Source organism: Hahella sp. CCB-MM4 (assembly GCF_002260525.1).
Classification (GTDB): domain Bacteria; phylum Pseudomonadota; class Gammaproteobacteria; order Pseudomonadales; family Oleiphilaceae; genus Hahella.
The window spans coordinates 426,272-438,891 of sequence record NZ_MRYI01000002.1 but is presented as its reverse complement, the minus strand read 5'-3'; the positions used below and the strand labels follow the sequence as shown (position 1 = coordinate 438,891).

The following is a 12,620-nucleotide window of genomic DNA, read 5'->3' as shown; positions in this document are numbered from 1 at the left end:
TATAACCACAAACTGGGTTTATAGCCATAGATTGAATAATAGCGTATGTGGCTGATGACAACTGGTTTCATTGCATGCCTGTAAATTCAACTGCAGGCGTACAGGCGCGGGATGATGGACTTTCAGGGTTAAGTTGATTTCGCATTGGTCGGAATAGATTTCAAGTAGCTTTCCATCGTTGGTCTTCCATGGCTCTGGTGATGGATAGCGAATATCCAGGCATTCATGATGGTTTTCTGAGAGTAACCGGACCTGGGTGCTCTGTCCCTGCGGGTCCCTACATTGATGGGTCTGGATATGCCAGCCCTCGCTCAGATGAATCTTCAGGGTGACTTCCCACAAGCCGGAGTCTGTTCGTTCGGTTTTGTATGCCTGAGCCCAGATCTGACCGGCGGTCGTGTATTGAAGACCGGTGGGATTCGGTTGCTCAACCTCCGCCAGTCCTTTGAGAAAGTAGGGACAGGACATGGGGTACTGACTGACAGAGTGGGCGAAGGCGGCTATATGCTCGTTGGTGATGGCCTGAATCTGTAAGTCTCCGGTACGCCTGTATAAAGCAGTCAATACACTGAGCATTTGCGAGTTCCCGGAGATTGTGGCCTGGTCTCCCAGGTTTTTACTACGCACCAACATAGGTCCCTGATGATCACCGCTACTGACAAAAAAGCCGCCGTTATTCTGGTCCCAATATTGTTCTTTGAGGGTGGTAAGCATGGCTTCCGTGCGCTCCAGCCAGATATGATCATGATTGGCGTCATAGATTTGCAGCAGTCCCTCTATCAAATGAGCATAATCTTCCAGCAGGGCATTGTCGCTACCGACCCGATCCATACTGAGTCGCCAGAACAATCCATTGGGTTGGCGATGAATTTGCCAGAGCTTCTCTGCCGCTCTGACCGCTTCATTCAGCCATGAAGGAACTTCCATAACACGGGCTGCTTCCGCCAGGGCAGCAATCATCATACCGTTCCACTCGGTGATTATCTTTGTGTCTGTCAGCGGAGGAACCCGGAGTCTGCGGTGTTCGTAGAGACGGGTTTTGATCTGCTGAAGTTTATCTATTAACTGTTCGTAGCGAGTCGTGGACTCCGTAGTCTTGTGGCCAAGGGGCAGATTTTCAGCCAGAGTAGCCATTGGGGCTGTCAGGTGGAGAATGTTGGCACTCTCGAAGTTCCCGGTGCCGGTGATACCGTAGGCTTTCCTAGCCAGAATCCATTCCTCTTTATTCAGTAGTGATTTCACCTCATTGTAGGTCCAGATGAAAAAGCGTCCTTCCATGCCCTCGCTGTCGGCATCGGTTGCGGAATAGAACAGGCCGTCTTCACTTCGCATGTCGCGAAGTACATAAGTGATGATTTCCGACACCACGCGACGATATTCCGGGTCTCCACAAATCTGGTATGCCTGGGTGTAAACCCTGATCAATTGCGCCTGGTTATACAGCATCTTTTCAAAGTGGGGCACTTGCCAGGCACTGTCGACGGAGTAACGGTGAAACCCACCGCCTATATGATCGTAGATACCTCCCTGCAGCATGTTATCCAGTGTCTGTCGAATCAGATCCCATTCCGGAATGCGGGGTAAAGGTCTGTCGTCCCGGGAAATCTGGTCCAGCAGGAATAGTAAAGTTGCTTCCTGGGGAAATTTGGGAGCCTGGCCAAATCCCCCGTGATGCTTATCTGCTGTTTGCAGCAGCTGGCCGCGTACTGCTTCGATAACATCATGTCCGACACTGGCTTCAGAAGAGGGTGGCGTGAGATATCGATCTATTGCTTCGGCAAGCCTTTTACCCTGCTCAACCAGATTGGCATTTTCAGTGTTCCATAGTTGTGAGATCTGCCCCAGGAGGCGAATAAACTGCTCTTTACTGAAATAAGTGCCTCCAAAAAAGGGATGACCCTCCGGGGTCAGGAAGGTCGACATCGGCCAACCGCCCTGGCCGGTCATAATCTGCACTGCCGTCATGTAGATTTCATCCAGATCCGGTCGTTGCTCACGATCCACTTTAATCGGGATAAAGGAACGGTTAAGCAGTTCTGCCACTTCCAGGTCATCGAAACTTTGTTCTTCCATCACGTGGCACCAGTGGCAGGTGCTATATCCAATCGACAGGAAGACAGGCAGATTCCGGGATTTTGCCAGGGCAAAAGTCTCTTCATTCCAGGGGTGCCAATGGACGGGGTTGTGAGCGTGTTGTAAAAGATAGGGAGACTGTTCGCGAATCAGGTGATTGGTAAAAAGCGGTTGGCCATCCTGGTCGAGATGACGGGTTCGAATATTGTACTGGCCTTGCTTGGAGCGCTGGATATCCCGGAGATCTTCCATATCTGTCTCTTTGAAGCTGGGTCAGATGAAACATCAACAGAGCCTGGGCCACCGTGTCATCAGTGTGGTGATTATTAAGAGTACTTAAATGTGGCAATCACCAAGACATCTAGGGCACCGCGATATTTCCTGTGGCGCTGCAATATTTATAGTGCCACGAATTTTATCCGGTAGCCCGACAATTATTTTTGTTCCTGACTAATCCTAACAAAAAGCGGACTCGTAAGTTCAAGCATCTACACAGAAAACGTATTTGCAGAAAATACATATACAGAAAATATAGAAACTGGTGGGAACGGGTAGATATCTGTCAGGGAATGGTTGATATCTGAGTAATCAGGGAATTGTCTGTCGAGTAATGGCGATGGAACTGAATCAGGGCGGCAACCCGGCCGTAGCGGAATTTTCCAAAATTCAAAAGCTTTCGTTGTGGTATGGCTATTTTGGTCTGGTGCCTTTCGTTGCTCTGTCTTTGGTCATCGCGGCGGGGATGTTCAACTCCGGCGAGGTGCGCTGGCTTTATGACTCGTATAGCGCCCTGGTGCTTTCTTTTATGGCAGGAATCTACTGGCCTATGGCGCTGAAAGAACATGGGCCCGCCTGTCCGGCGAGACTGATGCGGGCGAGTATTCTGATATCCCTGTGGGCCTGGTTTACGCTGATGCTCCCCCCGATTTGCCGGCCTTTGGCTTTCAGTGCAGGATTTGCTGTGTTGTTTGGAATCGATCGATTTGTCCTGGAGGATTTGTGGTCCTGGGACTACCTGAAGATGCGTTTGCATCTGACTATCGTGGTCGTGGCGAGTCAGTTTCTGGTGGCACTGGCCAACTAAGGCTTTTCTCAGCCCTTTGACAGTGCCCGCCTATGCTTGGAGAGACGACTGTAGCCATTGCTGCAGCTGGGGCAGACTTAGAACACCTGATTGCCTGGATTGTTCCCTTCCTCCGCGGAACAACACCAGTGTGGGGATGCTTCGGATCTGGTATTGCTGGGCCAACTGTGGCCACTGTTCTGTATCAACCTTGACACAGCGGAGCCGAGGCTCAAGAATCTGGGCCGCTTGGGCAAATATCGGGGCAAAAGTCTTACACGGACCGCACCATGGCGCCCAGAAATCCACCAGTACCGGAATATCATTCTGTAGATGTTTATGAAAATTGTGTGCTGTCAGTTCAATCACATGGCTGCTGAACAAAGGCTGTTTGCAGCGGCCACAGCGTCCGCCAGACGACAGTTTGGCCGTCGGCACGCGATTCTTGCTATCGCATTCACCACACACAATGTGCATGTTATCAGCCTCTACATGAGACTGATGGGCAAATTTCTCGCTCATACCCTTACAACCTGTCATATTGTCTGTAAAAGTTCCAACTCCTTCTCTAAATGGGGGAGTATCACGTTGCTTTCAAGGTTATGATCCCGCTCGTTTATCATCCCTGCTACAGTCCCGAATTCTCACCTGATCACCGTTTCCCCATGGAGAAATTCGGTTTGTTGGCCGAATTCCTGCGTAGCCGGTCCCTCCTGACGCCTAAAAATACATTTGTGCCGGAACCGGCGTCAGAGGCTGAGATCGTCATGACTCACTGCCCAGAATATGTCCGGCAGTTCAGGCTTAATCAATTGCCGGCCAAAGCCATGCGACGTATAGGCATCCCCTGGTCCGAAGGGGTGATGGAAAGAACCTACACCGCCGTAGGAGGCACTCTGTTGACCGCCAGATTGGCGCTTCAGTACGGATTAGCTGCCCATCTGGCCGGCGGCACTCATCATGCGCATGTGGATTTCGGCAGTGGTTTCTGTATCTTCAACGATCTTGCTGTTGTGGCGCGAGCGCTGGTAGCAGAAGGTGCGGTTGACCGGGTATTGATTATTGACTGTGATGTACATCAGGGTGACGGCACTGCCAGTATTCTGTCACGGGATGATCGGATATTTACCTGTTCCTTTCATTGTCGGGAAAATTTTCCTCATCGTAAGGCTCAGAGTGATTTCGACATTGAACTCGGTCGGGGGGAAGGCGGGCATGAGTACTATAAGGCTCTGGAAAACCACCTGCCGTACATTGTCAGTATTTCGCAGCCCGATTTCATTCTTTATGATGCGGGTGCCGATGTGCACCAGGATGATGCTCTTGGATATTTGAATTTGTCTGACGAAGATATGGCGCTTCGGGATGAATACATTATTCGAATGGCTCTTGATCAGGGAATTCCACTGGCCTGTGTGATTGGTGGAGGGTATTCCCGGGATCGTAAGGCGCTGGCGGCCCGACATGGCATTGTCCATCAGGTAGCTGCCCGCTTGTTTGAGGAATACGGTTTATAGTCCGTGAATCGTAGCTCTTTATAACCGATATAGCCCTTTACAACCGTTATTGTCGTGGCTTTACTTAATGAGGGTCGCCCGTCCCTTTGATGTGCATAGAAGTGCTGGAAGCCCCACACAGAATGAATTCAGAATTTGATTAACCTATCACAGGACATTGGAGTGAAGATCTCTGCAAGGCTCTGTATTAAATATCAATTGAGAGATTCTCCCTGCCGAAAGGGTGAAGCTTGCAGGACTGTTGAATGGAAAAAAACGTTGTAGTGGGAGACCGGAAATCGGTCCTGCTGAATATTTATTGTCTGGCGATATGGCTTCTGGTGTTGTCTTCCGGTGCTCAGGCAGATACGGAAATTGCCATTGCTGTGTCCAAGACTCCTTTATCGGCTCCCTTCTATGTGGCGGAACAGGAGGGCTTCTTCAAGGCCGAGGGATTACAGGTCAATCTCAGGGAATGTCTTGGAGGTCATCGTTGCATGCAGGACATGCTTGCCAGGGAAGTGGATTTCGCGACCTGCTCCGATATGGTGATTACCCAGCAGGCAGCATTAGGTAAGCCTTTCTATGTACTCTCCACCTTTGTTACCTCGGCAGATGACAGTCAGTTTGTGGTACGCCGTAGTTCCGGAATTACCAGCCCGTCGGATTTCATCAAAAAGCGCATAGGGTATGTGAGGGGCTCTGCCAGTCACTATTTTGCGGAGGTTTTCCTTCTACTGGGCGGTGCAAATCCTGAAAGCAATACGTTTGTAGAGCTTCAACCCGAAGATATGCCCAATGCTCTATACGAGGGACAGGTCGATGCCGTAGCCATCTGGCAGCCCTGGTCCTATCTCGCGCTACAGAAATCAAAACAGAATGCGTTTGTCATGGATGTGATCAGGCCATATACGGTGACTTTTAATCTCACTGGTAGCATGGCGTTGGTGGACAGCAACCCACAAGCGACGGTTCGACTGATTCGCGCCCTGGTGAGAGCTGAACAGTTCATTCTTCAAAACAGCGACGATGTTAAGCGCCTTGTTCAGCAAAGAACCGGTATGGGGGAGAATGTGCTGGATGCCATCTGGCCCGGTTACCATTTCCACGTGTCGCTGACTCAACAGTTTCTTTTGACCTTGCAGAACGAGTATTACTGGCTTCGGCAACAGGATACTGAGGGGAAACAGTTCACCAGGGAATCCCTGGACTTTATGGATTACATTGTGGCTGAACCGTTGCGGCAGCTCGATGTGAACAGGGTGCAACTGGTTCCCGCACTGGATTAGGCGTTTACAAGCCGGCATTTCATTTCAAACTGTCATCTTTTAGTCATTCAATTTTCATCATTTCCGTACAGACTTGCGGCATGCTTCTCGGCCGTCCCGCAGGATGCCCGTTATTATTCCAGGAACCTGTTAAGGTCTCATTTGCACTGAACGCCGGATGAAACTACAGGTTCTGGAAAAACCTCCCTGGCCCGCAGGTGGTACAAGACTTGCCTGTTCAGGGCTCAACCAAATTACAAGGACTGGAAAATGATAAATCTCAGCAAGCATAAGTTGAGTGTTGCCATTGCAGGAATTCTGTTTGTTCAACCCCTGATGGCAAGTGCCGCTGTGGATCTTTATTTCTCTGAATATATTGAAGGAAGCAGTAATAACAAAGCACTGGAAATATATAACAACACCGGTGCTGATGTGGATCTGAGCGCCTATGAGATTCAATTTTACTTTAATGGCAGCAGCACGGCTGGTGCCACGCTGAATTTAAGTGGCACGCTTCCGGACGGAGATGTTTATGTGGTAGCCAACAGCAATGCGGCTACTGAAATTCTCGATGTTGCTGATTTTACCAGTGGTGTGGGATTTTTTAATGGCGATGATGCCATCACCCTGCTAAATGGCGGTGTGGTTGTCGATTCCATCGGACAAATTGGAGTCGACCCCGGCAGTGAATGGGGAACCGGCGATGCCAGCACCCAGAACAATACGCTGCGCCGACTGGGTTCTGTGGGAGCGGGGGATGCGGATCCTTATGATGCTTTTGATCCCTCTGCTCAGTGGGAGGGTTTTGCCAACGATAGTTTTGATGATCTCGGCAGCTATGCCGGAGGACAGGATGATGGCGGCGACGGTGACGATGATAGCTCTGCCGGAGTTTGTGGTGACGCCGCCACCTTGATCAGCAGTATCCAGGGAGCTGGAGATGCCAGCCCTATGGTCGGGACCGAGGTGATGGTCGAAGGCGTCGTGACCGGTCAACGAGACGGTGGCTTTTTCCTGCAGGAAGAGATTAAGGATGAAGACGGCAACGCCTCAACTTCCGAGGGGATATTCGTGCTCAGCAATGAGGCTGTGGTTACCGGGCATCAGGTCCGGGTGCTGGGAAGCGTAACGGAAAGCTATGGGCTAACTGAAGTCAATGCGGTGAAAGATATTGTGGATTGCGGTGAAGGAGCATCCGTCACCCAGGCTCAGATAGCTTTCCCTTTACCTGAAGATCAATCCCTGGAGCGCTACGAAGGGATGATGGTTTCCGTCAATGATCTGCGGGTCACAGATATCAATAACCTCTGGCGCTATGGTGAATTTGGCCTGAGCCATGCTCTTAAAGTGCAGCCGACTGATCTGTACGCACCGGGTACTGAAGGGTATGAACAGGTTATTGCGGCGAATAGCCGTAACCGCATCTATGTAGAAGATAGCAGTGGTTCTTCCTATCCGGCACAACTTAGTTTCTTCCCGAGCTTCAGTTACGCCAATCCGATTAGGATCAATGATCTGGTGAGTGCCGCCGGGCCGCTGAACTATTCCTACGGGCTGTACAGAATCAATCCGCAGAGTGACATTGTGGTGCTCGGAGGGCGTGAATCTGCTCCGGATCTGATGTCGGGCAACCTGAGTATCGCCAGCTTCAATGTCTTGAATTATTTCAACGGCGAACCGACCGGTGACGGCGGAGTAACGTTTGACTATGAAGCCAATCGCGGAGCGGAGAACCAGGAACAATTCGACCTTCAGCAGGCCAGGATTATTGATGCTCTGACAGTGTTGGACGCGGATGTTGTCGGTCTCATGGAAATCGAGAATGACGGTTTCGACAATGTCAGTGCTATCCATTCCCTGGTCGACGCACTCAATGCCAACATGTCGGAAGACAAAGCTTACACCTTCATCGCGACGGCGGATGGCTCAGTGGTCGGCACGGACGCGATTGCTGTCGGTATGATCTACCGTGCATCTGTTGTGACGCCTAAAGGCGATGCGGTCAAAATCTCCATGCCGGTGCAGGATCTGGGCAATGGTGAAACCCAGGCGATGCGTACTGCCCTGTTGCAGACCTTCCAACATGTGGAAACCGGGCAGGAAGTTGCAGTGGTGGTCAACCACTTCAAGTCCAAAGGGTCGAAATGTTATGAAGACTTGAATTCTCCATCCGAAACCGACGCAGCCCAGGGGAGTTGTAATGCCCTGCGTGTATCGGCTGCTGTAACGCTGGGTAATGCGCTGGCCGAAGCCGATCTGCCTGAGCGGGTTCTGATTCTGGGAGATCTCAACTCTTATACCGCCGAAGATCCTATTGCGGTGTTGACCAGCTATGATGCTGCCGAGCGTGGTTATACCATCAAGACGGCTGTGAATACTGCAGCGAATGAGGGTAACTCGGTTGAAGTGACTGACACCTTTGGTTATGTGAATGTTGCAGAAGAGTTCGATCCTGAAGGTTTCTCCTATTGGTTCTATGGTAGCGGTCAGATCGGTTCACTGGATCATATTCTGGTGAATCCCGCATTGCTGGAAGATGTTGTCGATGCGACCCATTGGAACATCAACTCCCCTGAAGCCTATCAGTTACAGTATAACCAGGCGCTGACCCATTACCGGGATGAAGACGGCTATGCGTTTACCGATATCGGGCCGTTCAGAAGCTCTGATCATGATCCATTCATTCTGTCACTTGATCTGCCAATGAAAGCAGCACCAGGGGACTTCAATATGGATGGAAAAGTCGATGTTCGCGACCTGCTGGCACTGCTCAGACAGCTCTACCACAAGGTGACAGACGATAATCGTCAATTTGACCTGAATGGTGACGGGCGCATCAATCTGTGGGATCTGTTGGCATTCCTGAAACTCTGGTAAAGACCGGTTTCGTGCTACATTTGGGGCCGTTTCGGCCCCTTTTTTGTGCATATCGCTTGCTGATTGCCATGAGCATCCGTTTACGGATTAAAGTACCCAGTTTTATGCTGATTATAGGAAGTTGGCGCTCTCCTGAATTTCCTCTTTATCCGGGTGATCCTCCAGGCCGTAGTGCGACATGATCAACTTATAGGATGCGGAGGAACGAAAACTTTTGATCGCCTGATTGATGCTTTCAACATCTTCGGCAGTAGTCGACTTTCGGCTCAACAGAAAATGCACCAGATCCCGGTTCAGCACATGGTCGTGAACGGACACCTGCCCCCCAATCCCCATTTCATTAGCAATAAAGCTCAAGCTGACCCGGTCGCCTACGACCAGGTCGACCCGATAATTCAATAGCAGCGGAAGCAGGGCATGATTGTCTTTCAGCAGCACCAACTGATTTCTCTGGGAGAGCTGTTTGTGGTTCAGGGCTTCATATTCAGCGCCATAGTAGGCGCCTATCACGGCTCCCATAATCAGTTGATAGCTGTTTAACAGCTGATCCAGATCCTTGGCAGGAAAGTACCCTGACTGGTCTCGGCGGATAAACAGGACCATGGTTTCATCACGGTAACTTGCGGTAAAGCGCCCATACTTTTCTCTTGCCGGAGTAATCGAAGCTCCGGCCACCATATCTATCCGCCCGTTTTCCAATTCCAGTAAGGCTCGTTTGGAAGGCATCTGCACAAACTCGTAATTGCACTGTGCCGTTTCCAGTATGGCTTTGACCAGTTCATGATCCAGCCCGGCCATTTCCCCCTTGTCATTGATATACATATAGGGACGCCAGTTGGTCTGGTTGACCACAATAGTTTTTGAACAGTTTGAATAGGCTGCTGCAGATGAGAACAGGAACAGGATGACGACTACGGCTTTTACACTGAAGGCTGGAATTCGCAACATGGCGGTACCCTCCATTTTTATGGCCGTTTTTATAGGCTGATTAGGGCTCAAAATAGTGTGAATTAGCCCTTGTTAAATAATAGACGAAAAATGTCTTCGGAGGGTATCTGGAAACGATAAACGCCAGTCTGTTTCGATACCGAAAGGAAGACTGGCGTGGATGGAAGGACCAGTAAGGGTCAATAGGGACCCGTAAGGATCAATAGATATCAGTACGCAACGCCGATTCGCTCGTTGGGATGTGCATTGTTTTCCACCTGGTCCAGCATGGCTGCGGCGTAATCCTGGACAGAAATCCGGCTTTTGCCTTCTTCGTCAACCAATAGTGAGTCTCCACCCACTCTGTATTGACCGGATTTTTCTCCGGGGAAAATCTCGGCAGCAGGGCTGATAAAGGTCCAGTCAACGCTGCCACTGTTTTTGCGAAACACTTCAAGCGCCTGAGACTGGGCAAGTGCTTCACCTTTATAGGCTTCCGGAAATTCCGGGTTGCTTAACAATGTGATACCCGGCGCTGCTTCCAGACTTCCCGCGCCACCGACCCAGTACAGTCGATTGATATTGGCTTTGGGAAGTTCTTCAAGAAGTTTCCGGGCGGTGTCCGGAGTAATTTCATGATTGCCGGCGGCGCGTCCGCCAATACTGGCAATGACGACATCTGCCTCCAGGTTGAGTGAAGCGAGTGAGGCGTTATCTGTGAGATCAAACGCCTGACCGGTCAGATGATCGTGAGTAGGGAGTTTGCTGGTATCACGTACCAATGCCACGATTTCATGGCCCCGATTGAGAGCTTCCTGGGCAATGGTCCCACCAATCCAGCCGGTGGCTCCGAATATTGCGATTTTCATCACTATTCTCCAAGTTTCTGGTTCATTGAAAGTTGGAGCCAGTTTATTGGAGACTAAAAATGAGATAAATTATCAAAATAGAACTTGTTTGTATCAAATAGTGAAACAATTATGGATAAAATCGAAGCGATCCGCAGTTTTGTGGAGGTGGCGAAGACCGGTAGTTTTACCACCGCCGCGGATAACCTCGGTTACAGCAGAATTAAGGTGTCCCGCCATGTCAGCGAGGTGGAAGACTGGCTAAAGCTCCGGTTGCTACATCGTACCACTCGGAGAGTCAGCCTGACACAGCCCGGCGCTGAAGCCCTGCCACTGTGTGAACAGATTCTCAATGCTACAGCCGCTTTGGAGAGTCAGGCTCAGGTGCTGCATACAGAACTGGTCGGTAATATTCGGGTGGCTGCGCCGATCGGGCTCGGGCAAAACCTGCTGTTTGATGTGATTAAGACCTTTGCTCATTTGCATCCGAAAGTCAGAATCCAGCTTTTGCTGTCAGACCGTATCGCACAGCTTGTGGACGAACGAGTCGACGTGGCGCTGCGATACATCCACCAGCCGGATGAAAACCTGATCGCACGGCGGTTGTTGCAGGTGGATTCTGTTGTGTGCGCTTCCCCTGAGTATCTGGCGCGCTCAGGAATGCCGACACATCCCTCCGAGTTAAAGGATCATAATTGTCTGACCCACCTCGATGCCCGGATATGGAGCTTTGTGGTGGACGGTAATATTCAGGAAATTTCCGTTGCCGGAAACCTTGACGCCAATGATGCGAATGTACTGCTCAAAGCGGCTCTGGAAGGAATGGGAGTGGCCTTACTGCCGCTAGATATTGCCGGTCCTCACCTGAAACAGCGCAAGCTGGTGCAGGTGCTGTCCCAATATTCCACCATGGGGGCGGCGATTTGGGCGGTATACCTGTCTCGTAGTTACCAGCAACCGGCTGTCAGAGCCCTGATCGATTATATTGCCGAGCGTTGGCAGGAAGGGGCGTCTATTCCAGGCCTCCTTCGATGAAGTAGAGCAGGCAATCCTTCTCAGCAATATTTTTGTTGGTCGTCACCATAAACAACTTGAGGGTATGCCTGGCATACAGTTTCTGGTCCCGACAACAGAAATGCTTTTCCAGTACATCCTCTCCCAGATGGTTATTGGCCTGTAGCGCCCGCAGGCCCTCCGGGCCCAGCCGTGCGATCGGCTCATCCGGGGGGAGGGAGCCATAGTTGAGGCGGTCTGCGTCGACACTCAGGGTGATGTCGGCATCACAGTATTTATCATCCGTGTAGGCAACCTGAAACCCCGGTTTGAGTTCCAGCCTGACAGGATTCCGATAACAGGTGACGGCATAGTTCTCCTGAGGTTTAGCTAAAACCTCCTCATTCTGGAAGTAGCGCTGCAGACCTTCCTTGGCTATCAGCAATGAAGGCCGGTCATTGGCTCCGCCGCATTCGATGGTGACGGTTGGAACATTCTGCTCACTGATTTCCATCAAAGCGCCCAGACGAAGGTCCGTGACAATCAGGTCATTCGTCCAGAGTGAGGTGAGAGCCAGGTGGTTTTCGTCCCTGAGCACTGCTACGGCAAATGCGGGCCCGCTTCCTGAGGTGTTGTGCAGATCAATCAGACATTCAGGACGGGTCTCCCTGATGAACTCCAGGATATTATTTGCCAGGAGGCCTTCATCACCATTAAACGGAGGTTGGAAGCAGCGGTTCAGGTCCCGCTTTCCGGGTAGCATTCGGTAGGAAAAGCGTGGCTCTGTCAGTGCCGTTTGAACCGATGCGATCGCTATGTCGATATCCACAGCGGGTTCCAGTCCCTGTTGCAGGAAATGGTAAATTGCCTGAAGCCCCGAGGGCTCGTTGCCATGCAAAAGAGTACATAACATGCGGCGTCGACGGCGATTTTTGCCTTTTAGCCGGATGATCGTGGGATGGCCCAGATACTCAAGGAATTGCTCAACCGAGCCCTGCAGTGCCTGGGAATCAATCTGTTCAATGATTTGAAGATCCATATCTACTGTGACATTTTTGATGCCACTAAATTGGTG

10 protein-coding genes are annotated in these 12,620 nt (G+C 50.8%); 5 read left to right on the top strand and 5 right to left on the bottom strand.

Going from position 1 to position 12,620, the window contains the following annotated elements:
• Positions 1–18: 18 nt before the first annotated feature.
• A complete protein-coding gene (locus tag BTA51_RS05525; protein ID WP_094706420.1) occupies positions 19–2,325 on the bottom strand; it encodes a thioredoxin domain-containing protein in 2,307 nt (768 codons plus the stop codon).
• 358 nt (positions 2,326–2,683) lie between these two features.
• Between BTA51_RS05525 and BTA51_RS05520 the strand changes: the two genes are divergently transcribed.
• Positions 2,684–3,157: a DUF3429 domain-containing protein gene (locus BTA51_RS05520; protein WP_094706419.1), complete on the top strand. Its 474-nt coding sequence runs from the start codon at positions 2,684–2,686 to the stop codon at positions 3,155–3,157.
• 30 nt (positions 3,158–3,187) lie between these two features.
• Here the strand turns inward: BTA51_RS05520 and trxC are convergent, their stop codons facing one another.
• A complete protein-coding gene (gene trxC, locus BTA51_RS05515) occupies positions 3,188–3,658 on the bottom strand; it encodes a thioredoxin TrxC (RefSeq protein ID WP_094706418.1) in 471 nt (156 codons plus the stop codon).
• Positions 3,659–3,708: 50 nt separating this feature from the next.
• On the opposite strand from trxC, the gene BTA51_RS05510 reads away from it, so the two are divergent.
• The 3 genes from BTA51_RS05510 to BTA51_RS05500 all read left to right on the top strand — a co-directional run bounded on the left by BTA51_RS05510 (position 3,709) and on the right by BTA51_RS05500 (position 8,777).
• The gene (locus tag BTA51_RS05510; RefSeq protein WP_094706417.1) at positions 3,709–4,653 is read left to right on the top strand and encodes a histone deacetylase; all 945 of its coding nucleotides are present in this window, start codon (positions 3,709–3,711) and stop codon (positions 4,651–4,653) included.
• A 245-nt stretch (positions 4,654–4,898) separates the two neighbouring features.
• Positions 4,899–5,921 carry an ABC transporter substrate-binding protein gene (locus tag BTA51_RS05505; protein WP_094706416.1) on the top strand — a complete coding sequence of 341 codons (1,023 nt, stop codon included), beginning with the start codon at positions 4,899–4,901 and terminating at the stop codon, positions 5,919–5,921.
• A 249-nt stretch (positions 5,922–6,170) separates the two neighbouring features.
• Entirely contained in the window at positions 6,171–8,777 is a 2,607-nt protein-coding gene (locus BTA51_RS05500; RefSeq protein ID WP_094706415.1) for an ExeM/NucH family extracellular endonuclease, read from the top strand.
• 111 nt (positions 8,778–8,888) lie between these two features.
• On the opposite strand, the gene BTA51_RS05495 is transcribed toward BTA51_RS05500, so the two are convergent.
• Positions 8,889–9,725, bottom strand: a complete 837-nt coding sequence (locus tag BTA51_RS05495; protein WP_246840929.1) for an ABC transporter substrate-binding protein — start codon at positions 9,723–9,725, stop codon at positions 8,889–8,891.
• Positions 9,726–9,934: 209 nt separating this feature from the next.
• Positions 9,935–10,573: an NAD(P)-dependent oxidoreductase gene (locus BTA51_RS05490; protein WP_094706413.1), complete on the bottom strand. Its 639-nt coding sequence runs from the start codon at positions 10,571–10,573 to the stop codon at positions 9,935–9,937.
• A 111-nt stretch (positions 10,574–10,684) separates the two neighbouring features.
• Between BTA51_RS05490 and BTA51_RS05485 the strand changes: the two genes are divergently transcribed.
• On the top strand, positions 10,685–11,587 hold the full coding sequence (locus tag BTA51_RS05485) for a LysR family transcriptional regulator (RefSeq protein WP_094706412.1): 903 nt from the start codon (positions 10,685–10,687) through the stop codon (positions 11,585–11,587).
• Here BTA51_RS05485 and BTA51_RS05480 read toward each other — a convergent pair.
• Entirely contained in the window at positions 11,565–12,584 is a 1,020-nt protein-coding gene (locus BTA51_RS05480) for a succinylglutamate desuccinylase/aspartoacylase family protein (RefSeq protein WP_094706411.1), read from the bottom strand. The genes BTA51_RS05485 and BTA51_RS05480 overlap by 23 nt on opposite strands.
• Between the last annotated feature and the right edge of the window lie 36 nt (positions 12,585–12,620).

Coding starts and splice junctions, on each gene's coding strand:
- BTA51_RS05525 (WP_094706420.1), bottom strand. CDS start 2,325: ATGGAAGATCTCCGGGATATCCAGCGCTCCAAGCAAGGCCAGTACAAT.
- BTA51_RS05520 (WP_094706419.1), top strand. CDS start 2,684: ATGGCGATGGAACTGAATCAGGGCGGCAACCCGGCCGTAGCGGAATTT.
- trxC (WP_094706418.1), bottom strand. CDS start 3,658: ATGAGCGAGAAATTTGCCCATCAGTCTCATGTAGAGGCTGATAACATG.
- BTA51_RS05510 (WP_094706417.1), top strand. CDS start 3,709: ATGGGGGAGTATCACGTTGCTTTCAAGGTTATGATCCCGCTCGTTTAT.
- BTA51_RS05505 (WP_094706416.1), top strand. CDS start 4,899: ATGGAAAAAAACGTTGTAGTGGGAGACCGGAAATCGGTCCTGCTGAAT.
- BTA51_RS05500 (WP_094706415.1), top strand. CDS start 6,171: ATGATAAATCTCAGCAAGCATAAGTTGAGTGTTGCCATTGCAGGAATT.
- BTA51_RS05495 (WP_246840929.1), bottom strand. CDS start 9,725: ATGTTGCGAATTCCAGCCTTCAGTGTAAAAGCCGTAGTCGTCATCCTG.
- BTA51_RS05490 (WP_094706413.1), bottom strand. CDS start 10,573: ATGAAAATCGCAATATTCGGAGCCACCGGCTGGATTGGTGGGACCATT.
- BTA51_RS05485 (WP_094706412.1), top strand. CDS start 10,685: ATGGATAAAATCGAAGCGATCCGCAGTTTTGTGGAGGTGGCGAAGACC.
- BTA51_RS05480 (WP_094706411.1), bottom strand. CDS start 12,584: ATGGATCTTCAAATCATTGAACAGATTGATTCCCAGGCACTGCAGGGC.